Source organism: Methylocaldum sp. MU1018 (assembly GCF_053646775.1).
The window spans coordinates 2,185,703-2,212,240 of sequence record NZ_CM132195.1; the positions used below are offsets into that span (position 1 = coordinate 2,185,703).

Annotated in this window: 25 protein-coding genes; 11 read left to right on the forward strand and 14 right to left on the reverse strand. The window is 60.6% G+C overall.

All coding sequences use genetic code 11. The features are described 5' to 3' along the window. The first annotated feature begins 1 nt into the window (after nucleotide 1). Together ACWJKU_RS10065 and ACWJKU_RS10070 are read left to right on the forward strand one after the other, a co-directional pair. A complete protein-coding gene (locus ACWJKU_RS10065; protein ID WP_454142173.1) occupies nucleotides 2–538 on the forward strand; it encodes an NADH-quinone oxidoreductase subunit B family protein in 537 nt (178 codons plus the stop codon). Between the two features lie 41 nt (nucleotides 539–579). Beyond that, a complete protein-coding gene (locus ACWJKU_RS10070; protein ID WP_454142174.1) occupies nucleotides 580–960 on the forward strand; it encodes a YccF domain-containing protein in 381 nt (126 codons plus the stop codon). A 33-nt stretch (nucleotides 961–993) separates the two neighbouring features. Here the strand turns inward: ACWJKU_RS10070 and ACWJKU_RS10075 are convergent, their stop codons facing one another. Genes ACWJKU_RS10075 through ACWJKU_RS10085 form a run of 3 tightly spaced genes read right to left on the reverse strand, consistent with a single transcriptional unit; the run spans nucleotide 994 to nucleotide 4,009 of the window. Continuing rightward, on the reverse strand, nucleotides 994–2,094 hold the full coding sequence (locus tag ACWJKU_RS10075) for an ABC transporter permease (protein ID WP_454142175.1): 1,101 nt from the start codon (nucleotides 2,092–2,094) through the stop codon (nucleotides 994–996). Next, complete coding sequence (locus ACWJKU_RS10080) at nucleotides 2,091–3,032, reverse strand: ABC transporter ATP-binding protein (RefSeq protein WP_454142176.1); 942 nt, start codon at nucleotides 3,030–3,032, stop codon at nucleotides 2,091–2,093. The genes ACWJKU_RS10075 and ACWJKU_RS10080 overlap by 4 nt, the downstream gene beginning before the upstream one ends. Then, a complete protein-coding gene (locus ACWJKU_RS10085) occupies nucleotides 3,029–4,009 on the reverse strand; it encodes an HlyD family secretion protein (RefSeq protein ID WP_454142177.1) in 981 nt (326 codons plus the stop codon). The genes ACWJKU_RS10080 and ACWJKU_RS10085 overlap by 4 nt, the downstream gene beginning before the upstream one ends. A gap of 136 nt (nucleotides 4,010–4,145) precedes the next feature. On the opposite strand from ACWJKU_RS10085, the gene pepN reads away from it, so the two are divergent. Beyond that, nucleotides 4,146–6,800 (forward strand): aminopeptidase N, encoded by a 2,655-nt coding sequence (gene pepN, locus ACWJKU_RS10090; RefSeq protein WP_454142178.1) that lies wholly within the window; start codon nucleotides 4,146–4,148, stop codon nucleotides 6,798–6,800. Nucleotides 6,801–6,995: 195 nt separating this feature from the next. Here pepN and ACWJKU_RS10095 read toward each other — a convergent pair whose 3' ends face one another. Next, entirely contained in the window at nucleotides 6,996–7,187 is a 192-nt protein-coding gene (locus ACWJKU_RS10095) for a hypothetical protein (protein ID WP_454142179.1), read from the reverse strand. Between ACWJKU_RS10095 and ACWJKU_RS10100 the strand changes: the two genes are divergently transcribed. The 6 genes from ACWJKU_RS10100 to ACWJKU_RS10125 all read left to right on the forward strand — a co-directional run bounded on the left by ACWJKU_RS10100 (nucleotide 7,186) and on the right by ACWJKU_RS10125 (nucleotide 11,905). After that, the gene (locus ACWJKU_RS10100) at nucleotides 7,186–7,365 is read left to right on the forward strand and encodes a hypothetical protein (RefSeq protein ID WP_454142180.1); all 180 of its coding nucleotides are present in this window, start codon (nucleotides 7,186–7,188) and stop codon (nucleotides 7,363–7,365) included. The two genes, ACWJKU_RS10095 and ACWJKU_RS10100, sit on opposite strands and share 2 nt — an antisense overlap. Next, entirely contained in the window at nucleotides 7,362–8,693 is a 1,332-nt protein-coding gene (locus ACWJKU_RS10105) for a POT family MFS transporter (protein WP_454142181.1), read from the forward strand. The genes ACWJKU_RS10100 and ACWJKU_RS10105 overlap by 4 nt, the downstream gene beginning before the upstream one ends. Before the next feature lie 128 nt (nucleotides 8,694–8,821). Next, entirely contained in the window at nucleotides 8,822–9,775 is a 954-nt protein-coding gene (locus tag ACWJKU_RS10110; RefSeq protein ID WP_454142182.1) for a GGDEF domain-containing protein, read from the forward strand. A 94-nt stretch (nucleotides 9,776–9,869) separates the two neighbouring features. Further along, on the forward strand, nucleotides 9,870–10,439 hold the full coding sequence (locus tag ACWJKU_RS10115; protein WP_454142183.1) for an endonuclease dU: 570 nt from the start codon (nucleotides 9,870–9,872) through the stop codon (nucleotides 10,437–10,439). Nucleotides 10,440–10,534: 95 nt separating this feature from the next. Beyond that, nucleotides 10,535–10,843: a hypothetical protein gene (locus tag ACWJKU_RS10120; protein ID WP_454142184.1), complete on the forward strand. Its 309-nt coding sequence runs from the start codon at nucleotides 10,535–10,537 to the stop codon at nucleotides 10,841–10,843. A gap of 33 nt (nucleotides 10,844–10,876) precedes the next feature. Beyond that, nucleotides 10,877–11,905 (forward strand): zinc-dependent alcohol dehydrogenase family protein, encoded by a 1,029-nt coding sequence (locus ACWJKU_RS10125; protein ID WP_454142185.1) that lies wholly within the window; start codon nucleotides 10,877–10,879, stop codon nucleotides 11,903–11,905. A 6-nt stretch (nucleotides 11,906–11,911) separates the two neighbouring features. Here the strand turns inward: ACWJKU_RS10125 and ACWJKU_RS10130 are convergent, their stop codons facing one another. Further along, on the reverse strand, nucleotides 11,912–12,481 hold the full coding sequence (locus ACWJKU_RS10130; RefSeq protein WP_454142186.1) for a hypothetical protein: 570 nt from the start codon (nucleotides 12,479–12,481) through the stop codon (nucleotides 11,912–11,914). A gap of 158 nt (nucleotides 12,482–12,639) precedes the next feature. After that, nucleotides 12,640–13,140 (reverse strand): c-type heme family protein, encoded by a 501-nt coding sequence (locus ACWJKU_RS10135; protein WP_454142187.1) that lies wholly within the window; start codon nucleotides 13,138–13,140, stop codon nucleotides 12,640–12,642. Between the two features lie 279 nt (nucleotides 13,141–13,419). Between ACWJKU_RS10135 and ACWJKU_RS10140 the strand changes: the two genes are divergently transcribed. Both ACWJKU_RS10140 and ACWJKU_RS10145 read left to right on the forward strand, forming a co-directional pair. After that, nucleotides 13,420–14,469 (forward strand): efflux RND transporter periplasmic adaptor subunit, encoded by a 1,050-nt coding sequence (locus ACWJKU_RS10140; RefSeq protein WP_454142188.1) that lies wholly within the window; start codon nucleotides 13,420–13,422, stop codon nucleotides 14,467–14,469. Then, nucleotides 14,469–17,561, forward strand: a complete 3,093-nt coding sequence (locus ACWJKU_RS10145; protein WP_454142189.1) for an efflux RND transporter permease subunit — start codon at nucleotides 14,469–14,471, stop codon at nucleotides 17,559–17,561. The genes ACWJKU_RS10140 and ACWJKU_RS10145 overlap by 1 nt, the downstream gene beginning before the upstream one ends. A 44-nt stretch (nucleotides 17,562–17,605) precedes the next feature. On the opposite strand, the gene rimI is transcribed toward ACWJKU_RS10145, so the two are convergent. The 8 genes from rimI to ACWJKU_RS10185 all read right to left on the reverse strand — a co-directional run bounded on the left by rimI (nucleotide 17,606) and on the right by ACWJKU_RS10185 (nucleotide 26,534). After that, entirely contained in the window at nucleotides 17,606–18,154 is a 549-nt protein-coding gene (gene rimI, locus ACWJKU_RS10150) for a ribosomal protein S18-alanine N-acetyltransferase (RefSeq protein ID WP_454142190.1), read from the reverse strand. Nucleotides 18,155–18,159: 5 nt separating this feature from the next. Then, a complete protein-coding gene (locus tag ACWJKU_RS10155) occupies nucleotides 18,160–18,900 on the reverse strand; it encodes a uracil-DNA glycosylase (RefSeq protein WP_454148104.1) in 741 nt (246 codons plus the stop codon). Between the two features lie 46 nt (nucleotides 18,901–18,946). Continuing rightward, entirely contained in the window at nucleotides 18,947–20,494 is a 1,548-nt protein-coding gene (locus ACWJKU_RS10160) for a 2-isopropylmalate synthase (protein ID WP_454142191.1), read from the reverse strand. A 343-nt stretch (nucleotides 20,495–20,837) separates the two neighbouring features. Then, on the reverse strand, nucleotides 20,838–21,581 hold the full coding sequence (gene pssA, locus ACWJKU_RS10165; protein ID WP_454142192.1) for a CDP-diacylglycerol--serine O-phosphatidyltransferase: 744 nt from the start codon (nucleotides 21,579–21,581) through the stop codon (nucleotides 20,838–20,840). A 113-nt stretch (nucleotides 21,582–21,694) separates the two neighbouring features. Next, on the reverse strand, nucleotides 21,695–22,711 hold the full coding sequence (ilvC, locus tag ACWJKU_RS10170; protein WP_086134371.1) for a ketol-acid reductoisomerase: 1,017 nt from the start codon (nucleotides 22,709–22,711) through the stop codon (nucleotides 21,695–21,697). A gap of 56 nt (nucleotides 22,712–22,767) precedes the next feature. After that, on the reverse strand, nucleotides 22,768–23,259 hold the full coding sequence (gene ilvN, locus ACWJKU_RS10175) for an acetolactate synthase small subunit (protein WP_454142193.1): 492 nt from the start codon (nucleotides 23,257–23,259) through the stop codon (nucleotides 22,768–22,770). Then, entirely contained in the window at nucleotides 23,259–24,989 is a 1,731-nt protein-coding gene (locus ACWJKU_RS10180; RefSeq protein WP_454142194.1) for an acetolactate synthase 3 large subunit, read from the reverse strand. The genes ilvN and ACWJKU_RS10180 overlap by 1 nt, the downstream gene beginning before the upstream one ends. A gap of 150 nt (nucleotides 24,990–25,139) precedes the next feature. Continuing rightward, complete coding sequence (locus ACWJKU_RS10185; protein WP_454142195.1) at nucleotides 25,140–26,534, reverse strand: HlyD family type I secretion periplasmic adaptor subunit; 1,395 nt, start codon at nucleotides 26,532–26,534, stop codon at nucleotides 25,140–25,142. Nucleotides 26,535–26,538: the final 4 nt, after the last annotated feature.

The following is a 26,538-nucleotide window of genomic DNA, read 5'->3' on the forward strand; positions in this document are numbered from 1 at the left end:
GATGCTTCGACTGTACGGCAAGATTTTTCGCACCGGCGTGCTAACGGAGCGCATTCCGCCCGCGCCAAAAGACGAAATCATCGAGCGCGCGGGCGCCAGGCTCAAGGCGGCGATCGATAAGCGCTTCCGCGGGAGCCTCGCCATCCGCCAGGTGGATGCCGGTTCCTGCAACGGCTGCGAGCTGGAAATCCACGCCCTCAACAACGTCTATTACGACGTCGAGCGGTTCGGCGTGCATTTCGTCGCCTCGCCGCGACATGCCGATATCCTGATGGTGACGGGACCGGTCTCGCGCCACATGGAAGCGGCCCTGAAACGAACCTATCAGGCGGCGGCCGATCCCAAATGGGTGATCGCCGTGGGCGACTGCGGGGTTTGCGGCGGCGAATTCGGCGTGTCCTACGCCAGTTGCGGAGCGGTTTCGAACGTGATCCCGGTCGATCTCGCGATTCCCGGATGTCCGCCGGCTCCGCTCGACTTGCTGCGCGGTTTGTTATCCTTGGTTCTGGGTTCGGAAGCGAACCGAACGCATAGATAACGACTCGAACAAGAAGGATTCCGAATCATGCGGCTGCCGTCATGAGTTTACTGGGCAATATCATCTGGCTGATCTTCGGCGGCTTGATCGCCGGTCTGGGGTATATCGTCGGCGGGATCGGACTCTGTCTGACCGTGATCGGCATACCCTTCGGGCTTCAATCGATCAAGCTCGGGTTTGCCGTGTTCGCCCCTTTCGGCAAAGAAGTGGTGGAGCTCGATCACGCCAACAGTCCTCTTCGGATCGTCTTCAACGTGATCTGGCTGCTGCTCTTCGGCTGGGAGATTGCGCTGGCCCATCTGACCGGCGCGGCCCTATTGGCGATCACGATCATCGGCATTCCTTTCGCCTTGCAGCATATCAAGCTGATTCCGTTGTCGCTGTTTCCCTTCGGCCGGGATTTCCGGTCCGTTCAGTCCTGACGCTTGCCCGAGCGCCGATCCGGCGTCGCGCGATCAATCCAGGCGCTTCTTGAATCGCAGCAGGGCGACGCTCAGGGTAATGAACATGAATGCCGTCAAGGCCCAGATTTCGGACAGCAGCTCCGACAGCCCCGCGCCGCGCAGCATGATGCCCCGGATCAGACGCACGAAATGGGTCAGCGGCAACAGCTCGGCGATATGTTGCGCAACCCTCGGCATGCCGTCGAAGGGAAACATGAATCCGGAAAGGAGTATGGAGGGCAAAAAAAAGAAAAAAGTCGTCTGCATCGCCTGAAACTGGGTTTTGGCGAGCGTCGAAATCACCAGCCCCATCGTCAGGTTGGCGGCGATGAACACCAGCGCGGCCAGATAGACGTCGCCGATCCGGCCATAAATCGGGACGTGAAACAGAAAAGTGCCGAGCAGAAGAATCAGGCTCACCTGGATCAACCCGATGACGATGTAGGGAATGATCTTCCCCATCATCAGTTCCAGATTTCTGACCGGCGTGTTGATGAGCAATTCGAGGTTGCCCCGCTCGCGCTCGCGCACGATCGCCACCGCGGTGAACAGCACCATGGTCATGGTCAGGATGACTCCCATCAGCCCGGGCACGATATTGACGGCCGAGCGCCGCTCCGGATTGTAGTAATTGCGGATTTCGAACAAGGGCGCGTCGGCGGTTTGCCTCGGCGCCGTGTCGTAGCGCAAGGTCATGCCGGCGAGCTGGCGCGCGGCGGCCAGAATCAAGGGATCGGACCCGTCGATCATGAGCTGGGCGGCCGCTCTGTCGCGCATCGCCAGACGCTGTGCGAAATCCGCCGGAATGAAGATCCCGACCGAGATTTCGCCCCGCCTCAGCAGAGCCTCCAACTGCTCCGGGGTGTCTGCCCGCCGGGTAATGTCGATGACTTGGGACGCCTGCGCATCGGCGGCCAGAATGCGCGAGAGCTGGATGTTCGCCTGATCGGCCACTCCGGCGCTCAAATGGCGCACATCGGTATTGATGGCGTAACCGAACAAAGTGATCTGCAAAAGCGGAATGCCGACGATCATCCCGAAGGTCAGACGATCACGCATCAGCTGGCGAACCTCCTTCCGCAAGATGGCGAAAAGGCGCAGCAGGCTTTTCACGTCCGCGCCTTGAGATAGCGGCCCTGGGTGGCGGCGACGAAAACGTCTTCGAGGTTCGGGTGGGTCAGGCGGGCGTCGAATCGGAGCCCTCGATCAGTCAAACCCGCGCGGATCTCGCCCAGCGGGTCGGAAACCGATCGGTCGAGCAGCACGCGCAGGCGCATGCCGAGCTGGGTTATGCTGAGCACGCCGGGCAAGTCCGTCAGCAGCCGACGCGCGGTTCTCGAATCGTCGGTTTCCATCTCCACGACGGTGGCGTCGATGCGCTGTTCCAATTCCTGCGGCGCGCCGTCCGCGGCCACCCGACCGCGGTCCAGAATCGCCAGGCCGTGGCAGCGCTCCGCTTCGTCCATGTAATGGGTGGACACCAGAATGGTCGTCTCCTTTTCGCAAAGATCGAACAGGGTTTCCCAGAAATCGCGCCGGCTCTGAGGATCGACCGCGCTGGTCGGTTCGTCCAGGAACAGCAGTTCCGGATCGTGTATCGTCACCGCCGCGAGCGCCAAGCGTTGCTTTTGCCCGCCGCTCAGCGTCCCGGCCCACTGCCGCTGGCGATCCGCGAGATTGTATTTCTCCAGCAATTCATCGATGCGCCGGCGGACCGACCCGCGCGGCAGGCTGTAGATGTCGGCCATGAATTCCAGGTTTTCGCGAACGGTCAAATCCTCGTACAGGGAGAAACGCTGGGTCATGTAGCCGATTTTCCGCTTGATCGCCTCGGCCTCGCCGGGAATCCGGTATCCCAAGACCGTCGCCTCGCCTTCCGTCGGGTCCAGCAAGCCGCACAGCATGCGGATCGTGGTCGATTTGCCGGAACCGTTGGGACCGAGAAAGCCGTAGATCGTGGCGCGGGAAATGGCGAGATCGACATGATCGACGGCGGTGAGCGCACCGAAACGGCGGGTCAGGCCGCGCGCTGTGATCGCATAGTCGGTCATGGTTTTTTGGGATACGAGAGGCTTAGCAGTTCGGCCTCGACCGGAAGTCCGGCCGGCACGTTGCGGACCGTCTCGCTCAGATAGATTTTCGCGACATAGCTGAGGCGCCGCCGGTCGCGCTCGGTCAAGGCGAAGAACGGCGTAAACACCGGGTCCGAACTCACCGTCCGGACGGTGCCTTCATACGGCTCGGCGACGCCGTCCAGCCAAATCCGCGCCGCGATTCCGGGCATGACGGAAACGCGAATCGGTTCGGGAATATAGACGCGGGCATAGGGCGCGGCGCCGGACAACAGCACGGCCAGCACCGCCCCGACTTGCGGCTGATTTCCGAGCTTGAGCGGCAGGCTGTCGAGCCGCCCCGCCACCGGAGCCCGCACGGTCAAGCGTTGCAGATTGGTGTCGGCGACTTGTACGGCCGCCTCGGCGGCCGCCAGCGCCTGCCGCGCTTGCTCCACTTCTTCGAACCGGGTGCCGGCTTTGAGCTCATCGAGCGTGGCCAAAGCCGAATCGCGGTCGGCGCGCGCTGCTTTGAGCGCCGCTCTCGCCGAATCCACCTGATCCGGAGTGGCGAATTTCCGGGCCAACAACTGACTGACGCGTTCGAATTCGCGCTGGCGTACCTCAAGAACCTGATTGGCACCCTTGAACCGAGCCTCCGCGTCCTCGAGGCGCTCGATCCGAGGCCCCCGCTCCAGTTCCTGAAGCCGGGCGGCGGCCTGGTCCCGCACGGCCGCCGCGTCGTTCAGCCGGGCTTGTAGCCGGGCCGGATCGAGCCGCACCAGGACTTGCCCCGGTTCGACCCAGTCGCCTTCTTGCGCCGGGATTTCGACGATCGGCTCGGAAGCCTCCGCAATCAGCTCCGCGCGATCCCATTCGAGAATGCCGACCACGCGGCGATTCGGCTCGTTCGGTCCGCAACCGAGAAGCAGCAGCGCCGCCGCCATGACTGAAGCCTTGTGAATAGAACGCGTCATTCGCCCATGTTAACCGCTTTGGGCGAGATTCAGCCATCGAGCAAGATCGAAAACCGAATCGAAAGCCCGCAACACTCCCGTTTCCCCGGTCTAAGCCTTATCATTCCGCCATCATCGATAAGAGGCTCAGGCAACCATGCGCGAACACACCCCCAACACCGTTTACCTCGAAGACTACACGCCGCCGGATTATCTCATCGAGACCGTCGATCTTTTTTTCGAACTGGACGAGGAGAATACCCGCGTCACCTCCAGGCTTCGGGTGCGGCGGAATCCGGAATCGCCGCGGGAATACCGGGAGCTCGAACTGAACGGCGAGGACCTCGTGCTGGAATCGATCCGGCTGAACGGCCGTAGTTTGAACGCCCCCGAATACCGTCTGAGCGGGGAATCCCTGGTCCTGCCCAGCGTTCCCGACCGCCCGTTCGAACTCGAAATCGTCACCCGCATCAACCCCAAGGCGAACACCGCACTGGAAGGGCTGTATCTCTCCAAGGACATGCTGTGCACCCAATGCGAGGCGCAAGGCTTCCGCAAGATCACCTATTTCGCCGACCGCCCGGACGTCATGGCCAAATACACGACGACCCTGGTCGCGGACAAAGCGCGTTACCCCGTGCTGCTGTCCAACGGCAACCGGATCGCCGCCGGCGAGCTGAAGAACGGCCGCCACTGGGTGAAATGGGAAGACCCGTTCAAGAAGCCCTCCTATCTGTTCGCGCTGATCGCGGGACGGCTGGAGTGTCTGGAAGACCGCTATGTGACGGGCTCCGGCAAGGAAGTCGCCTTGCAGATCTTCGTCGAGCGGCACGACCTCGATAAATGCGATCACGCCATGCAGTCCCTCAAGAACGCCATGCGCTGGGACGAGGAGAATTACGGCCGGGAATACGATCTGGATCTCTACATGATCGTGGCGGTCGGCCACTTCAACATGGGAGCCATGGAGAATAAAGGGCTCAACGTCTTCAACACCAAGTACGTCCTAGCGCGGCCGGACACCGCCACGGACGCCGATTACGAGCATATCGAGGGCGTCATCGGCCACGAGTATTTCCACAACTGGACCGGCAACCGGATCACCTGCCGGGACTGGTTCCAGCTCAGCCTCAAGGAAGGCCTGACCGTGTTCCGCGATCAGGAGTTCAGCGCCGACCGGACGTCGCGCGCCGTCAAGCGCATCGACGAAGTCAACATGCTGCGCACCAAGCAATTCGCGGAGGACGCGGGCCCCCTCGCCCATCCCGTACGCCCTGAGTCGTATATCGAGATCAATAACTTCTATACGCTGACGGTTTACGAAAAAGGCGCCGAGGTGGTCCGCATGATACAGACCCTGCTCGGCAAGAACGGCTTCCGCAAAGGCACCGACCTTTACTTTCAGCGCCACGACGGGCAAGCCGTGACCTGCGATGATTTCGTCAAATGCATGGAGGATGCCAACGGCGTCGACCTCGCGCGATTCCGCCGCTGGTACAGCCAGGCCGGAACGCCCGAACTGCATATCGCCGCCGACTACGACGCGGCAAACCGCGCACTGAACCTTACCGTCCGGCAAAGCTGCCCGCCCACGCCGGGCCAACCGTCCAAGGCCCCGTTCCACATCCCCCTGGCTCTCGGATTGCTGGCGCCGGACGGCACGGAATTGCCCTTGCGGCTCGAGGGCGAAACCGAACCCCACGCGCAAAAAACCCGCATCCTGGATATCCAAGAGCCCGAACAGCGCTTTCGCTTCATCGGTTTGCCCGATAAACCCGTCATCTCCGCATTGCGCGGATTCTCCGCGCCGGTCCGCCTGCATCTGGACCGCGACTACCGGGAATTGGCCTTCGTCTTCTCCCACGATCCCGATTCCTTCAACCGCTGGGACGCCGGCCAGCAACTGGCCACCCAGGTCATCCTCGATCTGGCCGGCCGATTCGCCAAAGGAGAGACGCCGGAAACCGTCGACAGCCATCTCACCGAGGCGTATCGGCGGGTGATTTCCGATGAGTGGCCCGATTTATCCTACCTGGCACTGCTGTTGACCCTGCCTTCCGAGGAATATATCAGCGCCTCAATGAAGATCGTCGACCCGGACGCCGTCCACCGCGCCCGGCAGACCGTGAAGCGAGAACTGGCCGGCGCTTTGGAAACCGAGTTCCGCCGTCTCTACGAGACCCATCACGTCGACCAGTCAGGCTGCTTCGATGCCGAAGCGGTCGGCCGCCGCCGGCTGAAAAACGTTTGCCTCGCCTATCTCGGCGAACTGGAGACGGATGCGGCGCATCGGCTCGGCGTCAAGCAGTTCCGCGAGGCGCGCACGATGACCGACCAGATCTCGGCGCTGTCGGTCATCGTCAACGGCCATAATCCGGAGAAAGCCGATTGCCTGGCCGAGTTCTACGATCGTTGGCAAAAAGAAGACCTGGTGATCGACAAATGGTTTACCTTGCAAGCCACCTGCCATTTGCCCGGAACCTTGAACCGGGTGAAAGAACTGCTGGCACATTCGGCTTTCGATCTGAGGACGCCCAACCGGGTGCGCTCGCTGATCGGCGCCTTCTCTCAAGCCAATCCGGTCAATTTCCACGTTCGCGACGGCTCGGGCTACGAGTTCCTGGCCGACCGCGTCATCGCCTTGAACGCTTTGAATCCCCAGGTGGCCGCGCGGATGCTGACGGCCTTGACGCCGTGGCGGCGTTACGATTTGGAACGGCAAAAACTGATGCGCCGGCAACTGCAGCGGATTGCCGGGACCGAGAACATTTCGAAAGACGTCTACGAAGTGGCGATGAAGAGTTTGTCGTGAGCGGGATTCCGCCGACAGGACGCCGCGGAAAGGCGCAGCGGCGGGCGCGTTGCGCGCGGGTGACGCGGCTTGCGCCGCGCCCGTCCCAAAATGAGCAACGCGGGATCGGCGTCGAGAGTCGCCGACCTGCGTTGCATCTGCCCCCCGCACCTTTGGCGATACGGTCGAAACCCGTAAAGCCGCTAGTCCCGTACTTTACCGGTAAGACGAATTGGTGGCGTCTTCGGCTATGGCCTTCGCGCTGGTCGCGTATTTTTCGTGCTCGCTTCCTTTGACTACCATCAAGGTGGCCGCAACCGCGACGATGACAGCGCCAATGTACAACCAGAAGTAATCTTTCTCTTTTTCCATTTCGGCCTCCTCGGTCAGAAGGATAGTTGTTTTCATGGCTACACCCGGATTGGTGCGCGGGTATACGATAACCAAAGCTTATTCGGCGCTTATTGATCTAAATCAAGAAACAGCGGCATCGGCAACGATTCATCGCATTTCAAATCTGCGCCATGCCGTTTCTTCACGTACCGGAAGCCCGGCCAACTCCGGAAAAACGAGGCTGCAAGCGTGACGCCGTACCGCACCGAACCCCTTCCGATCAAAGGACTCCCGCCCGGCATTCCTTACATCGTCGGCAACGAAGCGGCCGAGCGTTTCAGCTACTACGGCATGCGCGCGGTCCTGGTGGTGTTCATGAGCCAATATCTCATGAATTCCGCAGGTCATCCCGATCCGATGAGCGAAGACGAAGCCAAGGGCTATTTTCATTTATTCGTCTCGGCCACTTATTTCACGCCGATTCTGGGCGCGCTCCTGGCCGACGGCTGGCTGGGGAAATACCGCACCATCATCCTGTTGTCGCTGGTTTATTGCCTGGGACATCTGGCGCTCGCGCTGGACGACACCCGCACCGGATTGCTGATCGGACAAAGCCTGATCGCCCTGGGCGCGGGCGGCATCAAGCCCTGCGTTTCCGCCCATGTTGGCGATCAATTCGCGGAAACCAACCGCCATTTGCTCAGCCGAATCTATAGCTGGTTCTATTTCGCCCTCAATTTGGGAGCGTTCACCTCCATGCTCGTCACACCCTGGCTGCTGGAGCGCCACGGCCCTTCGGCGGCGTTCGCCGTACCTGGAATCCTGATGCTCATGGCGACCCTGATCTTTTGGTCGGGCCGTTACCGGTTCGCTCACATCCCTGCGGGAGGCGTCGCGTTCCTTCGCGATGCCTTGAGCGGCAAGGGACTGCGGAGCCTCGCCAGGCTGGGAGGCATCTACGCGTTCGTGGCGATGTTTTGGGCACTGTTCGACCAAACCGGTTCGTCTTGGGTGCTTCAGGCCCAAAAGATGGATCAGACGCTCCTGGGCTACCGGATTCTGCCGTCGCAGATTCAGGCGGCCAATCCGCTGCTCATCATGATCCTGACGCCGCTTTTCTATTACGGGATTTATCCTTGGATCGAGCGCCGCATTCGCCTCACGGCGCTCAGGAAAATCGGCGCCGGAATGTTTCTGGCCGCGTTTTCGTTTGCGTTGGCGGCGTGGATTCAGCGCGCTCTGGACGCCGGAGCCACGCCGTCGATCGGCTGGCAGTTGCTCGATTATGTCGTCCTGACCGCTTCCGAAGTCATGGTGTCGATCACCTGCCTGGAATTCTCCTATACCCAGGCGCCGCCCACCATGAAATCGTTCGTGATGTCCTTCTTCATGGTTTCGGTGGCCGCCGGAAATCTTTTCACCAGCGCCGTCAATTTTTTCATTCAAAATCCCGACGGCACTTCGAAATTGGCCGGCGCCGATTATTTCTGGTTTTTCTCCGCGCTGATGCTTGCCACCGCGATCTTGTTCGCCATCGCGAGCCGCCACTATCCGGAAACACCGCGCATGGCGGATGCCTGAATGTCACGGATTTCCGCCCGCCGTAAAGGATCTTGCGCCGGGCTTCTTCCGCGCGAAGCTTACCAAACCGGAGAATCTGGGCTATTTTTTGCTCTAAAACCCGCGCCGATGTTAACGAAGTGCCCAAAATGACAGCCGAGACCGTTCCTCCCCAACCCGTCGCGGTAGCGCGACAAGCTTTACGGCGCCTGACGGAATCCGGCTTGCCTCCGACCCCGGATCATTATGCGGAGCACTACTATCTGATCGCCGGCGAGCTTGCCGGACGGAAGCCGGAACCGCAGCCTCCGGCTTCGACGCCCGAGTCCGATGTCGTCGCCGCGGTGGATGCGGTGCTGCAAATGCTCACCGATACGACATTCGGTCTTGCGGCTGAACTCGGGACGTTCGACGGCCGCTTTCAGAAGCTTCTCAACGAAAACAGTGCGGATGCGCCGAATTTTTCGGCGGAGCAGGCGCTCGGCGAAATCATGAAAACTCTTTTCCTGCTCAGGCAAAGTGTCGCCGATTCCCAGATCGAATTACGAGAAACCCAGCAACTGCTCCAACGCATGCAGGATGAATTCAAGGAAAGCCGAACTCTCTCCCGGATCGATCCGCTCTCCGGCGTGCTGAGCCGACGAGGGCTGGACATCGTCCTGACTCGCGAATTCACTCGAAGCCGGCGCCAGAAAGACCGGATTTCGGTCGGCATGATCGACATCGATCGGCTCGGGCACATCAACGACACCCACGGCTCCGAGGCCGGCGACCAGGCGTTGCTCCATTTGGTCATGGCATCCCGCGGACTGCTGAGGTCGCAAGACATTTTCGCGCGCCTGGACGAAGACGCATTCGTCGTCATCTTTCCGGGCAGCAACGCGTCGGGAGCGACATTCGCCCTCGACCGCCTCCGCACCTTGCTCGACCGGATTCCGTTGCGCTACGACGGCGACGCCATCCCGGTGCGAATCAGCGCCGGCGTAGCGGAAATGCATCCGAGCGACACCCTGTCCGATCTGATGCAGCGAGCGGAGCGCTGCCTCCGCAAGGCGAAAGACAGCGGACGCAACTTGGTCGTCAACGAGACCGATCTGGCCTGAGCGTCCGAGCGGAGACCGGTCTCCGCCGCCCGCGGCCGAGCGCGCGTTGACCGTCGGCCGCCGGCATCCGTTTTTTCGCCCGGCTGGAGGCTCAATGGCATCCTTCCGTTTTTCCCATGTCATCGGATTCGACGATGCGCCTTTCGAGCGAAGTCATCGGGGCGATGTCATGGTCGTCGGCGCCTTTTATGCCGGCCATCGCCTCGACGGGATCATCTCCGGAAAAGTGCGCCGGGACGGGGCGAACTCGACCCGGGTGCTGGCGCGGCTCGTCGGCCGTTCCCGCTTTTATCCGCACCTCCAGGCCGTTTTGCTGCAAGGAATCGCGTTTGCCGGATTCAACGTCGTCGACATCCGCCAGCTGCACGAGACGCTGGCTCGGCCGGTGGTGGTCGTCGCCCGCCATCGTCCGGATCTCGAAAAAATCCGCGACGCGTTGCTCGATCGCGTTCCCGGCGGCCAGCAGAAATGGCGGCTCATCGAACGAGCCGGACCGATGGAGCCGATCGCCGGCGTCTACGTTCAGCGCGCCGGCTTGACGGCCGGAGAAACCGAGGCACTCATTCGAAAGCACGCCGTTCATGGCCGCCTGCCGGAGCCTCTGCGTACCGCCCATCTCATCGCCGGCGGCATCTCGCGGGGCGAGAGCGGCCATCGCACCTGAGCATCGGAAACCGGCCCCGGCGCACGATTTTTTGATCTTCATGCCCAGGACCGGGAGAATTCGTCCGGCTGGCGAATCTCAACACCGGAGGCAAAATGAACGCGCTTTTTAACCGGGCCTTGCTCGTTTCGATAGCGATGCCGGTTTTCGCGGGCTGCGCCGCGTTAGACGCGGCCGGAACCGGCCGGCCCCTGGCGTTCCACGATACCCGTCTGCAATATGCTCTTTTGACGGACGATCGGGAGACGCTCGGAAAGGATTTCGACATGCACACCGATCCGACCTTCGGCGAACGTCTGGTGGCGGGAGCAGTACTGCCTTTCGATGTCGCGATCGAAACCTTGTTCTGGCCGGTGTCTTGCGCCATTGCGAGCTCGCTCGACGAACACGATCCGCGCCGATGATGCCGGCAGGACTTTCTCACAAGGGGCAATGTCATGAAAGCGATGATCCTGGAGCGGATTTCCAAGCTGACCGAAAATCCGGCGCCGCTGGTCCCGGCGGAATGGCCTACGCCCGTTCCGCGTTCCGATGAGTTGTTGATCGAGGTCTCCGCCTGCGGCGTCTGCCATACCGAGCTGGACGAGATCGAAGGCCGCATGCCGCCGCCGCAGCTTCCGATAATACCGGGGCATCAGGTGGTTGGCCGGGTACGCGAACTCGGCAGTTCGGCCTCGGGTTTTTCCGTCGGCGATCGCGTCGGCGTCGCCTGGATTCATTCGGCCTGCGGAATCTGCCTCCGTTGCCGAGCGGGAAACGAGAATCTGTGCGAGCGATTCAAGGCGACCGGGCGTGATGCCCACGGCGGCTACGCCGAATACATGACGGCGCCGGCGGCGTTCGCATTTCCCATTCCCGCCACGTTCTCCGATGTCGAAGCCGCGCCTTTGCTGTGTGCCGGCGCGATCGGCTACCGCTCGCTCGGATTGACGCAGCTTCGAGACGGCGAGAATCTAGGACTGACCGGCTTCGGCGCATCGGCCCACCTGGTTTTGATGATGGTCCGCCGGCGCTACCCGAACGCGCGGGTATTCGTGTTCGCTAGAAACCCCGAGGAACGGGCTTTTGCGCTGGATCTGGGCGCGGCCTGGGCCGGCGATACCGGCGACGAAGCTCCGGCGAAACTGAACGCCGTCATCGATACCACGCCGGCATGGAAACCGGTGGTCGAAGCCCTCGAACGCCTCGCTCCGGGCGGAAGGCTAGTCATCAATGCGATTCGCAAGGAAGACGCCGACAAGGACTGTCTGCTGCGGCTGAATTATCCGAGTCATCTGTGGATGGAAAAGGAAATCAAGAGCGTGGCGAACGTCGCCCGAAGCGACGTCGGCGATTTTCTCGCCCTGGCGGCCGAAATTCCCATTCGCCCCGAAGTCGAAGAATACGCGCTGGAAGACGCCAATTGCGCTCTGCTCGACCTCAAAATGCGCCGCATTCGGGGAGCGAAAGTGCTGCGGCTGGCGTGAGGCGCCTCACGCGCCGGCGGCCTGCCCGTAGCAATAATCGAACAACAACTGCCATTCCCGCAGTTGAATCCTTCGGCACAGGTTTTCGGCTCGGCTTTTCCCCGTCCGGCAATCCTCGCAAAGATCGACGAATCGATGCGGGTCCCATTGCCGCTGTTCCACCAGGAAGCGCGTCTCGGGGAGCGGTGAATCCTGCTCGGCCAAACGCTTCGCGGCCTCGCACAAAGCCGGAAAAATCGGATGCCGGCCTACCCGGTCGAACCAGTATTTGCTGTTCCAGCTATCCGGCTCGCGGCGGTGCATGATGCCGTGCCAATAACTGCCCGTAGACGTCGAGACGGATTGGCTGATGCGATGGCTCTCGTCGAGATAGTCGTGGTACAGCCACAACCCGGCGAGACAGCATTTCGCCATGCCCGCATCTTTTATCGGGCGGGGTAGAAACGCTTGCTCGGCCGACAGTTTCCGAAGCAGAGGAAACGCCTTGTCGTTGGGCGTCCCCGGACCGAGCGGATTCAACCGTTCTTCGGCGAGCAACGAAGCGAAAGCCGAACCGTATTGTGCTGGATCGAACATCGGCGGACTCCTCGGCAGTGGGTTGCAGGATAAATGATCCGCGGGAAGCGCCGCAACAGCCCGCAAAGCTTGCCGAGCCAAGGCCGGGACTCCCGAAAGGCCCAAAAAGAAACACGGCCCGAGGCCGTGTTTCTCCGCTATGGAAAGTCGGTGAAAACTTATTCGATCACCGGAACTTTATAGGACAGCGCGCCGATGGGGCCGGTCTTGTCCTTGAAATGAGCGTGGCACATCACGCACTTTTCCATCACGACCGGAACCGCGGTCGCCATGTAAAGATAACGTTTGTCGCCTTCCTTGATTACTCGCTTGTAGGACTCTTCACCGGACAAAAGCTTTTGCTTGGCCGTTTCTTCAAAATCACCCTTCGGCGTATTTTCTTCGGGGTTGGTCAGTTGATCCGTAAATCCCAGAAGGCGGACCTCGTGAAACCCGTTCTTTTTCATATCCGCGAACAACAGCTTCGATGCCGTGGCCGCCGAAACGGATGAAGGATTTTCCACATAGTGCTCGGTGATCAGCACAATAGCGGTTTTATAAAGCGCATCGAGCATTTTGACCTGGTCGACCGTACGCGCGACGGCCGCGTCTTCTTCAGCAATCGCAGCACCGGCCGCAGCAGCCAGTACCAGAGCAGACAGCGAGTATTTCAATTTCACGTAGATTTTCCTCTTTTGGTAAACATATGGGATTTAAGCACCGGACAACGCATGCGCTGCTGCACGCCTCGTCCCGCGGGACGGCTTTCCGGATATGGGAGAAAGCGCCCGGGCCGAATTGTGGTTTTCAGTCGATACCTTGTCAAATCGTTTTCGATAAAAGTGCCCGGCGCCTCATCCGGCTTCGTCGTTTGTGTTTCTCAAACCTGCTGGGTTATAGTCTGCCGGCTCCGAAAACATGCTTTTTTGCTTTAGTCCCGCGCAGTTACTTCTCTTTCAATGAAGTCGACCTTCTGTCCGACCTTCCTGGCGGCGCTGATTTTTACCGTCTCCGCCTTTCCCGCATTCTCCGATGACGACGGCGGGGAACCGGAAGAACTCGCCCGCGAATCGTCGCCGACCGAAAAAAGCCCGGCGAACGCCCGACCAATCGCGACCGTTCGTCTCACCGACGAGCAACAAAAAGCCGCCGGCTTGACGATCGAAACGCTGAACGCGTTGACGTTTCAGCCGGAAATCACGGCTTACGGCAAGGTAGTCGACATCCAGCCGCTATTGGCCCTGTACGTTCGCTATCAAGCGGCCGGCACGGATGCCGAAATCGCAAACGCCGCCGTCGAGCTGGCGCAAAAGAATCGCAATCGGCTGATGGCCCTGCACCGCGAGAATATCGTGGCCGGCCGCGACTTGGCGCAGGCCGAGGCGCAATATCGGTCCGACCGCGCCAAGCTCGAAGCCGCCCGGCGGCTGATGCGGGAAATTCGACACGAAGCCCGGCAAGCCTGGGGAGATCAGTTGACCCACATCGCCTTCGACGGCGAATCGCGACTGTTCCGGGATCTGTTGAGCCGCAACCGGGTATTGCTTCTGATCGCCGTGCCCGGCGGCCGGTCGATACCGTCCGACAAGCAGGTCCTGTTCGTGGCCCGGGAAAGCGACCGAAGCGCCGCGCGGCGAGTCGAATTCATTTCTCCCGCCCCCAAAACCGACGATCTCGTACAGGGCGAAACTTTTTTCTTTCACGCCCCAAGCGATCGGCTGCGCGCCGGAATGCGAGTCAACGCGTGGCTGCCGGTTTCCGGCGAACCGCTTGCCGGCGTCGCCATCCCGCCGTCGGCCATCGTCTGGCATGCCGGAAAGCCCTGGATTTATCGCCAATCGGATGAGCGAACCTTCACCCGCACCGAAATCACCGCCTATCGCGAACAGGGCCATTTCTGGTTCGTCGATCAAGGTTTTGCCGCCGGCGACAGGATCGTCGTAACTGGCGGACAGACGTTGCTCTCGGAAGAATTCCGGGGAGATATTCCGGACGAGGACGGCGACTGATGCTGTCCGTCATCGTCCGCTTCTCCGTGCGGCAATGCGGAGTGATCATTGCGCTCGCCCTGCTGCTGACGGTTTACGGCGCGCTTCGCCTCGGCCAGGCGAGCCTGGACATCTTTCCCGAGTTTTCCGCCCCCCGCGTCGTGGTCCAGACCGAAGCGCCCGGGCTTACGGCCGAACAGACGGAAACCCTCGTCACATCGCGCATCGAAAAGCACCTGGCGGGGCTGATCGGGCTGGACAGTATCCGATCCGAGTCGATCCAGGGTCTCTCTGTGGTGACGGCCGTTTTCAAGGACGACACCGACGTTTACCGCGACCGCCAACTGGTGGGCGAACGTCTGAACCTGCTCGCCGGCGTGCTGCCCGCAAGCGCCGGCCCGCCCGTGATCGTGCCGCTGTCCTCGTCTTCCGCGACGGTTCTCACCATCGGTCTCGGCTCGCCTTCCCGCAGCCTCATGGAACTTCGCGATCTGGTGGACTGGACCATCGTGCCGCGTCTTCTTGCCGTGCCGGGCGTTGCCGATGTCAACGTATTCGGCGGCGAAATCCGGCAGCTTCAGATTCAGGTCGACCCGGACCGACTGCGCCGCTACGGCCTGGCCGCCGAAGACGTCGTGTACGCGGCCCGCCTGGCGACCGGCATGCCGGGGGTCGGCTTCGTGGAAAACGCCAACCAGCGAATCCACCTGAATATCGTAGGTTTTCCGGCGGCCGAGGAGTCGTTGAAACAAGTCGTGCTGCTGCGCAAGGACGGCGCGAATATCACGCTGGCGGATGTGGCGACCGTCGTCACCGCGCCCGGCCCGCCTATCGGGGCCGCCGCCGTCGGCGGCAAACCCGCGATCGTCATGATGGTGATCGGCCAGTACGGCGCCAATACGCTGAGCGTCTCGCGAAATGTCGAAAGCGTGCTTAAAGGTTTCGAGCGGCTTTTCGCCAAACAGTCTATCGATTTCTACCCCCATCTATTCCGGCCGGCGGATTACATCGAGCGATCCTTGCAGAATCTGGCCTGGCATTTGCTGGCGGGCGGTTTCCTGGTGGTCCTGGTGCTCTATGCCTTTCTGTTCGACTTCCGCAGCGCATTCATCCCCGCCGTCGCCATTCCCCTCTCGCTGCTGGCGGCCGTGGCGACGCTGCTGAATTTGGGCGTCAATCTCAACATCATGATTCTGGGCGGGCTCGCCATCGCCTTGGGCGAGGTGGTGGACGACGCCATCATCGACACCGAAAACATTTTCCGCCGTCTTCGGGAAAACCGGCTGAGCCCGAAACCGCGACCGACCCTCCGCGTCGTCTATGAAGCTTCCATGGAGGTGCGCAGTTCCGTGGTCTACGCCAGCTTCATCGTCGCGCTGGTGTTTTTGCCTCTATTAACCGTCGGCGGCATTGCCGGACGCTTGTTCGCCCCGGTCGGTTACGCCTATATCCTCGCGACTCTCATGTCGCTCCTCGTGGCGCTGACGGTCACGCCCGCACTCTGTCACGTGCTCTTGGCCAAAGGCAAGACCCATAAAATTCCCCCACTCATCCGGTTGCTTCAGCCCAAATACGCCGCCCTACTGAGATCCGTCGCAAAAAGACCGAAAGCGGCGATGTGGACCAGCGCGGCGGTCTGCGGCCTGGGGTTGGCGGCCTTGCCGAACCTCGGCGGGGAATTCTTGCCCGAGCTTCGGGAGGGCCATTACATCGTCCACACGACCAGCATCCCCGGCACGTCGTTGGCCGAATCGCTCAGAATCGGCAGCCTGCTGGCCCGCCGATTCCTGGAGATGCCGGAAATCGAATCGGTCTCTCAATGGGCCGGCCGCGCCGAGCGCGGAGCCGATACCTACGGCAGCCATTACAGCGAGTACGAAGTCCGGCTAAAGCCGCTTTCCGGCGAAGGACAACAGTCGGTACTGGAGCGTGTCAGGCGAATCTTGGATGATTTTCCCGGCATCTTGTTCGAAGCGAACACCTTTTTGACCGAGCGGGTCGAAGAAACCATCTCCGGTTATACGGCCCCCGTCGTGGTCAACCTCTACGGCACGGATCTCGACCGGCTCGATCAGAAGGCGCGCCAGGTCGCCGATCTGATTCGAAACATTCCCGGAGCCGTCGACGTGCAATTGCGATCGCCTCCCGGCACGCCCGTCCTGCAAATTCGACTGAAACTCGATTCTTTGGCCAGCTACGGATTGCGTCCGCTGGAGGTGGCCGGCGTCCTGCAAATAGCTTTGCAAGGCCAGGTAGCCGGCACCTATTATCTGAACAACCGGGCCTATGACATGGTTGTGGTTCTACCACCGGAATTACGGCGCCGTCCGGAAACCGTAGCGCGCATACCGCTGCGTACTCCGGACGGACTCGCCGTGGAATTGGGAGAAATCGCGGATATCCAGCAGGTCGGAGGACGCTACAACATTCTTCATCGCGGCGGGCAGCGCGTGCAGACGGTTACGGCCGACGTGGCCGGACGGGATCTGGATTCATTTATGGAAGAACTTCGCCAGAGCACGTTCAGCGATATCGACTTTCCGGCGGAAATCTATCCCGAATTTACCGGAGCCGCGGTGGAGCAAGGCGAAGCGCGCTGGGAACTGGCGACCCATGCCCTGCTGTCGGGCATCGGCGTTTTGCTGCTGATCTTCTTAGCCATGGGCAGCATCCGACACGCGCTCTTGGCCCTGATCAATCTTCCTTTTTCGTTAACCGGAGGCGTCGCCGCGGCGCTCCTGACAGGCAGCACGCTATCGCTCGGGTCGATGGTAGGCTTCGTCACCCTGTTCGGAATCACGGTGCGCAACTCGATCATGCTGATTTCCCATTACCGGCATCTGGTGGAGCGGGAAAACCGGCCCTGGGATCTGGAAACGGCCATTCGAGGGGCGCAAGAACGGCTTCCTTCGATCTTGATGACGGCTCTCGTCACGGCTCTTGCCATGCTGCCCGTCGCCGTCGACAGCGACAATCCGGGGCGCGAAATCATGGGCCCCATGGCCGCAATCATCATCGGCGGCCTGGTTTCCTCCACGATACTCAATCTGGTGTTGTTGCCGGCGATGCTGCTCAAGTTCGGCCGATTCGAAGCGGCCGGCGAGCCGGAGTAGCCGTCCGTTCCGCGGCGCGAAAATGACGTTCCCCGAGCGGGCGGTTACAGCACGCGAGCCATGACCAGGGCATCTTCCCGACCGTTCCGGGCCGGATAATAGCCTTTGCGGGTGCCGATCTCGTTGAATCCCAACTGATGATAGAGCTTGATGGCGGGTTTGTTGGACGGACGCACTTCGAGAAAAATCGTTTCGGCCTTGTATTCTTTGGCGACCGCCATGAGTTTTTCCAGCATGAGCCGTCCATAGCCTTGGCCTTGGTTCTGCGGTGAAACGCAGAGATTGAGCACGTGGGATTCCCCCGCGCCGACCGAGGCGATTCCGTAGCTTACGACCTGACCGGCCCTTTCGCCCACCCAACAGCAATAACCCACGGTGTAGCAATCCCGGAAAGTGTTCGGCTCCCACGGAAATTCGTACGCGCTTTGCTCGATGGCGGCCACGACTTTCAGGTCGGACCGTCGCATGGGACGGATGATCAGTTCGGCGTTCTCCACGAGGCTGGGGAAGTGTCGGTAATAAAACTCGGTTTCGGCATCGTACCTAATGAACTTCTTGATCCGCTCGAACAACTCGGATATGGCGGCCATCATTTTTTTTAACTGTTTTGTTGGCGAAAGATCCGCATGGCCAGTTTGAGATCTTCCCACGCCCGGCGCTTTTCCAGTTGCGAGCGCAGCAGGTAGGCAGGATGATACGTCACCACCAGCGGAATGTCCTCGTAATCATGAACCTGGCCGCGTAGTTTACCGATGGGCGTCGCGGTTTTTAACAGATTTTGCGCGGCGATGCGCCCGACGGCCAAAATGATCTTGGGCTTCACCAAGGCTACCTGCCCTTTCAGATACGCTTCGCAGGCCGCGGTTTCTTCCGGGGCCGGATCGCGATTCCTGGGCGGACGGCATTTGATCACGTTGGCGATGTATACGGCTTCCCGTTCAAGGCCAACGGCCCGAATCATCTCGTTGAGCAATTGTCCGGCCCGCCCCACGAACGGTTCGCCCTGAAGGTCTTCCTGTTCCCCCGGCGCTTCGCCGATCACCATCCATTCGGCTTCGCGATTGCCGACCCCGAAAACGGTTTGGGTGCGCCCCTGATGTAACGGGCAAGCGGTACATCCCGCCACCCGAGTTTCCAAATCCTGCCAATTGGCCGCGCAAGCCGGAACGGCGGCGGTAGCCGGCGCCTCCGCGGCAGCTACAGGTTCATGCCGGTCATCCGGCATGGCGGCGGTCTGCTCCGGACTTTCGGCAGTCGCGAACGGAACCGGCCGCCGGGGCACCCAGACCTGGATCCCCATCGCGCGGAGATAGTCCCGTTGTCGTTCGTCGAGAGGCATGAAGCGGTATGGTCTCAAGCCGTACCTTTGTCGAACCCTGGCACTTTCAGACATCCCCCGCCACTTGAGGATGCATGCGCTGCCGAGGCGCCAGCAGCTTGTTGACCGCATTGACGTAGGCCTTGGCCGAGGCGATCACGATATCGGTGTCCGCGCCCTGGCCGTTGACGATACGTCCGGCTTTTTCGAGGCGGACCGTCACTTCGCCCTGAGCATCGGTCCCGGTGGTGATGTTGTTGACCGAATACAATAACAAGGTGGACTCGGTGTGAATCAGGGATTCGATGGCCTTGAGGCTGGCGTCGACCGCACCGCCGCCCTGGGCGGTGCCGATCATTTCCTCGTTTTCGACTTTAAGGGTTACTCGGGCGCACGGAATCTCGCCCGTTTCCGAGCACACTCTGAGCGCAACCAGTTTGACGCGCTCGTCCTCGGCCTCGACGCCCGCTTCGGTAATCAAGGCCTGGAGGTCTTCGTCGAAAATGTCGTGCTTTTTGTCCGCCAGATCCTTGAAACGCTGGAATGCGTCGTTCAATTCCGCCTCGGACCCGAACTCGATGCCCAGTTCCTGCATACGCGTGCGGAACGCGTTGCGGCCGGAATGCTTGCCCAGCACCATCCGGTTGGCGGTCCAGCCGACGTCCTCCGCGCTCATGATTTCGTAGGTCTCGCGACTCTTCAAGACGCCGTCCTGATGAATGCCGGATTCGTGCGCGAAGGCATTGGCGCCGACGATGGCCTTGTTGGGCTGTACCGGAAAGCCGGTGATATTCGAAACGAGCTTGGAGCACGCCACGATCTCGCGGGTGTCGATGTCGACCCGGCACGGAAACACGTCCTTGCGGGTCTTGACCGCCATCACGATCTCCTCCAATGCCGCATTGCCGGCTCGCTCGCCCAAGCCGTTGATGGTGCATTCGACCTGCCGCGCGCCGTTCATCACGGCTGACAACGAATTGGCCACCGCCAGCCCCAGATCGTTGTGGCAGTGCACCGAAAAGACGGCTTTGTCGGAATTGGGAATCCGCTCCCGCAAGCGTCGGATGGTGCGGCCGAATTGCTCCGGCATGCTGTAACCGACGGTATCGGGAATATTCAAGGTCGTCGCGCCCGCAGCGATCACCGCCTCGAGTATCCGGCACAGAAAATCTTCCTCCGAGCGCCCGGCGTCTTCCGGCGAAAACTCGACGTCGTCGGTATACTGCCGCGCCCTTTTCACGGCCTTGACCGCGTACTCGATCACCTGATCCGGCTCCATGCGTAGCTTTCTCTGCATATGGATAGGCGAAGTCGCGATGAACGTATGGATGCGTGCCCGATTGGTTTCCTTGAGCGCCTCGCCGGCGCGGTCGATGTCTTTATCCAGAGCCCGCGCCAAGCCGCATACGGTACTTTCTTTCACTGCCCGGGCCACGGCTTGCACCGACTCGAAATCGCCCGGGCTCGCCGCCGGAAAACCGGCCTCGATCACATCCACGCGCAGACGCTCCAGCGCCTTCGCAATGCGCACTTTCTCGTCCCGCGTCATGGAAGCGCCGGGACTTTGCTCGCCGTCCCGCAATGTCGTATCGAAAATGATGAGTTTGTCGCTCATGATAAAAACCCCGTTTATTTCTCATGCCCTCGCTCGGAGGGTCTGCTTGTCTATTCGCGTCTAAGATTTTGGAATGCGTCAAATCTCCTGCCCCTCAGGGCAGGAGACGAAGATTCGGAAGACTGAGAAATTCAGAGCGGCAAACAACACCGACGCGGCCGACGATTCGACCAGGCTGACGCTGCTGAGGGATGACGATTGGCTGCATGGGTTTTAACTGCCTTTCGAGCAACTATATTACTCATCCGGGCATCGCACAAGCGCCATAGCCTTAACCGGGAAGCCTTTCGCCTCATTCGGCGAAGCCCTGGAATCGTCGTCGGCAGGCTCCCCCGATCTTATCTCAGATTCGGCGCTCACCCCGCATTTTGCGCCGGCCAGCGAGGGTCAGCACCGGCCCTGAAATCGCATAACCTGTAAATATGACGAACAGCATCAAGGGCGGATTGGTAAAAATGAAGGCGAACACCAGCATCACGAGGATGGCCCACATGAACGGCACCCGTCCGCGGAGATCCACGTCCTTGAAGCTGTAGTAACGGAAGTTGCTGACCATCAGGAGCCCCGTCATCAAGGCCAATCCGAGCGAGACATAACGCATGGATTCGCCGGTCAAGCCGTAGGTTTCGCTGAACCAGATGAAGCCGGCCAAAATCGCGGCCGCGGACGGACTCGGCAAGCCTTGAAAGTACCGCTTGTCGGCGGTCGCGATCTGGGTATTGAAGCGGGCCAGACGGAGAGCCGCGCCGGCGGCGTGCACGAAAGCGGCGACCCAACCGATCTTGCCCAGCGTCATCAGCGACCAGATGTAGGCCACCAGGGCAGGAGCGGCGCCGAACGAAATCATGTCCGCCATGCTGTCGTATTCGGCCCCGAAAGCGCTTTGTGTATTTGTGAGACGCGCCACGCGTCCGTCGAGACCGTCCAGAATCATGGCGATGAAAATCGCCACGGCGGCCACTTCGAAGCGCGCGTTGAACGCGGCGGTAATGGCGTAAAAGCCGGCGAAAAGCGCCGCAGTCGTGAACAAGTTCGGCAAAAGATAAATGCCGCGCCGCCGTCTCGCAGGGGGGATTTGTTCTTCCATAGTCCCGCTTGAAGTTGAATCAACCGATGATGCGGGCTAGCTTAGCATAGCCCATCGACAATTCGGCGTATCGGGCGCAAGCCGGTCGGCTTGCGCCCGGTCGGAAGCAAAACTCAGTTCTTGCTCTTGTCGACGATTTTGTTGGCTTTGATCCAGGGCATCATGTCGCGCAGCTTCGCGCCGACCTGCTCGATCTGGTGCTCGCGCCCCAGGCGCCGCTTGGCCTTCAGCGTGGCGCAGCCGGCCTGATTTTCCAGAATGAACTCGCGGGCGAATTCGCCGCGCTGAATTTCGCCGAGAATCTTCTTCATCTCCTTTTTCGTCTCCTCGGTGACGACACGCGGACCGCGGGTCAGGTCGCCGTATTCGGCGGTATTGGAGATGGAATAGCGCATGTTGGCGATGCCGCCTTCGTACATCAGATCGACGATCAGTTTCAGTTCGTGCAAGCACTCGAAGTACGCCATCTCGGGCGCGTAGCCGGCTTCCACCAAGGTTTCGAATCCGGCCTGCACGAGCGCCGTCGCGCCGCCGCACAGTACGGCCTGCTCGCCGAACAGATCGGTTTCGGTCTCTTCGCGGAACGTGGTTTCGATGATGCCGGCGCGCCCGCCGCCGTTGGCCGAGGCGTAGGACAAGGCGATTTCCTTGGCCTGTCCCGAAGCGTTCTGATAGACCGCGATCAGAGACGGCACGCCGCCGCCCTGGGTATAGGTCGAGCGCACCAGATGGCCGGGGCCTTTCGGGGCGATCATGATCACATCCAGATCGGCGCGCGGCTGAATCTGCTCGAAGTGGATATTGAATCCGTGGGCAAACGCCAAAGCCGCGCCTTGCTTGATGTTCGGCTCGATCTGCTCGGAATAGAGTTTCGCCTGGTGCTCGTCCGGAGCCAACACCATGATGACGTCCGCCTGCTTCACGGCCTCTTCCACCGACATGACGGTGAGACCGGCGTTCTCGGCCTTCACCGCGGAAGCCGAACCCGGGCGCAGGGCGACGATGACCGAAACCCCGGAATCCTTCAGATTGTTGGCGTGGGCGTGGCCTTGCGAGCCGTAGCCGATAATGGCGACCTTTTTGTTCCGAATGATGGAAAGATCGGCATCTTTATCGTAATAAACCTGCATGAATGATCCTCGTGATTTATCGTTTTGGCTGATTAATTCGTCAATCGACAATGGGGCTAGACGTGAAGTCCACGGTCGCCGCGCAGAATGCCCGTGGTGCCGGAGCGCACGACTTCGATGATCGATTCCTGATCGAGCGTTTGCAGAAAGGCGTCCAGCTTGGATTTTTCGCCGGTCACTTCGACGACATAGCTCATCGGCGTAACGTCGATGATTTTTCCGCGAAAGATGTCGGTCAGGCGAATGATTTCTTCCCGAGCGCTGTCGACGGCGCGCACTTTGACCATCATCAATTCGCGCTCGATATGGGAGGATTCGGAAATATCGATGAGCTTGACCACGTCGACCAGTTTGTTGAGCTGCTTGGTGATCTGTTCGATGATCTCGTCGCTGCCCGTCGTAACCAGCGTCATCCGCGACAACGAGGCATCCTCCGTGGGCGCCACGGTCAACGACTCGATGTTGTATCCGCGCGCGGAAAAGAGCCCTGCCACCCGCGACAGCGCCCCCGATTCGTTCTCCATCAGGATGGAAATGATATGGCGCATCAGGCAAGCTCCCTTTCCGCGGCCATACCGGGAGCGAGGCGCATTTCATGGTGAGCCTTTCCGGCCTCGATCATGGGATAAACGTTCTCGGTCGGATCGGTCATGAAATTCAAGAATACGGTTCGGTCTTTCAGCTTGAATGCCTCCTCCAGGGCCGGACGCACGTCAGCCGGGTTTTCGATGCGCATGCCGACATGGCCGTAAGCCTCGGCCAGCTTGACGAAATCGGGAATGGTCTCGAGATAGGAATGGGAGTAGCGGCTTTCGTAGGTGAATTCCTGCCATTGGCGAACCATACCCATGTAACCGTTGTTGAGATTGACGATTTTGATGGGCGTCCGGTATTGCAGAGCCGTCGCCAGCTCCTGAATGCACATCTGAATGCTCGCTTCCCCGGTCACGCAGGCCACGTCCGCATCGGGGTGCGCCAGTTTGACGCCGATCGCCGCCGGCAGACCGAACCCCATGGTGCCGAGCCCGCCCGAATTGATCCAGCGCCGTGGCTTGTCGAATTTGTAGAACTGGGCCGTCCACATCTGGTGCTGTCCGACGTCGGAGGTGACAAACGCATCGCCGCTGGTGACTTCGTACAATTGCTCGATGACGTATTGCGGCTTGATCAGCGGACTGTTCCGGTCGTAACGCAAGCAGTCCAGGGATTGCCAGCGCGCGATCTGCTCCCACCACGAGGCAAGGGCCGCCGGATCGGAGCGTTTGTCGCTGCTCCTCAGCATCTCGATCATGTCGTCGAGAACCGGGGCGACTTCACCGACGATGGGAACGTCGACGCGTACCGTCTTGGAAATAGACGCCGGATCGATATCGATGTGAATGATCTTTGCCTGCGGGCAAAACTGAGCGAGCTTGCCGGTAACCCGATCGTCAAACCGCGCTCCGACGGCGAACAGCACGTCGCACTCGTGCATCGCCATATTCGCCTCGTAAGTTCCGTGCATGCCCAGCATGCCCAGAAATTGCCGGTCGCTGGCCGGATAGGCTCCCAGCCCCATCAAGGTATTCGTGATGGGAAAACCGAGCATACGGGTGATTTCCGTCAACTGTTCGGAGGCATTGCCCAGAATGACACCCCCCCCCGAATAAATCATCGGCCGCTTCGCCGAAAGCAAGAGATCGACTGCCTTCTTGATCTGCCAGCGGTGCCCCTTGACGTTCGGGTTATAGGAGCGGATCGAGACCGAGCTCGGGTACTCGTAGGGAATCTTGATATTCGGGTCGGTCACGTCCTTCGGAACGTCGACCACGACGGGACCGGGCCGGCCGGTGGTGGCGATGTAGAACGCTTTCTTGATCGTCTCCGCCAGCTTGTGCACGTCCTTCACCAGGAAGTTGTGCTTTACGCAAGGCCGAGTGATGCCTATGGTGTCGCACTCCTGGAAAGCGTCGCTGCCGATGACCGGCAGGGGCACCTGGCCGGTGATGACTACCATCGGAATCGAATCCATATAGGCCGTCGCGATCCCGGTGACCGCATTGGTGGCGCCGGGCCCGGAGGTTACCAGCACTACGCCGGGCTTGCCGGTCGAACGTGCGTAGCCGTCCGCGGCATGGGTCGCGCCCTGCTCGTGCCGCACCAGGATGTGCTTCACGTCGTCCTGCTTGAACAGAGCATCGTAAATATGCAATACGGCCCCGCCGGGGTAACCGAAAATATATTCAACCCCTTCGTCTTTAAGACTTTGGACCAGGATTTCCGCGCCGCTGAGATCCACGGTTTCAACACCCCTAAAAAAGAATCAGGCGTTTCGAAAACGCCCGCTTCAGTCGAGACAATAAAATGAAAATAGCCGATAACGGTACTCGGATTCATATATCCCGTCAAGCCGCGCCGGACGGCATTCATTCGATCCTATCATGAAACCCTATCGTTCCCTCAGACTCTCGTCCTTGTACTGCAACAAGGGACTCAGGAAATACTCGATCAAGCACCGCTTACCCGTCTTGATCTCCACGGTCACCGCCATACCGGGGGTCAGGTTCACCGTCTTGTCTTCCACCGACATCGTGGCGCACGACAAGGCCACTCGTGCGGCATAGATCAGCCCGCGCTTCTCGTCTTGGACGGCATCGTTGGATACCTGTATAACCTTCGCCGGGATTGTACCGTACTTGGTGAACGGGAAGGTCTCGACCTTGACTTCGGCTTCCTGCCCGGCGTTGACGAAGCCGATGTCCTTGTTTTGGATGAACGCTTCCACTTCCAGCGGATTGTCGCGGGGTACGATAACGAGAAGCGGCTGGGCCGGCGTGACAACGCCGCCCACCGTGTGCACCGACAGTTGCTGCACCACACCGTCGACGGGAGCCGTGAGGGTCATGAAGCGCCCGCGGGTTTCGGCCTTGATGAGTTCCTGGGTCAGATCGGTCACTCGCTGCTCCGCCTCGTGGAGCTTGTCCAGAGCCACGCGGCGCGTTTCGGCGATGAGCGCTTCCCGCTGCTGCCGGCTTTCCGCGAGAGCGGCCTGAATTTCCGCCAGTTTGGCTTGCTGCGCGGCCAAGTCCCGCTCTTGCTCGATACGGGCCTGTTCCAATTCGAGATAAGCATGCTTGGAGACGAAATTCCTCTCCCGCAGTCCCCGGTAATCTTCCGCCTGCTCCCGCGTGATCGGCAGGGTTTGTTCCAGTTTCCGCAGGAGTTCCCGGGTGGCGCGTTCCTCGGCCGTTCGCCGGACGATCTCGGCTTCCAATTGCTTGAGCTTCGCGCGGTATTCGAGGTACTGCCCTTCCAGAAGACGCCGCTCGGCCGCCAGCCGGCTTTCATCGAGGCCTTCGATCCTGATCGATGTCGGCCTTTTGCTTTCTATGGCCTCCAGCAGGGCTTTGGCTCGGGTCGCGTCCAGCCGTGCCGTCAGCAGGTCGTTGGCGATGCGGTCGGCGTCGGCTTGCGCCATGGTGGGATCCAGTTCGATCAACACTTCGCCGGCCTCGACGCTCTGGCCGTCCCTGACATGGATGGCCGTCACCTTCGCCGTCTCCATCGGCTGAACGATCTTGGTTCGGTCATCGGGGATGATCTTGCCCTCCGCGCTTGCCACGACATCGACCTGTCCAACGATGGACCACGACAACGCGGTCGCAGCAAAAGTCATGATCAGCCACATGAAAACACGAGGCGCCGGAGACACCGGCGTTTCTTGCAGGGCAAGGGCCGCGGGCAAGAATTCGGCCTCGTGAGGAAGCCGCGGCGGATCGAGCCGCTTGCGCTCCGCCCAGGCTTGGCGGAACACCTGTCCGTAGCGCCGGATCAGATCCGACATGGCG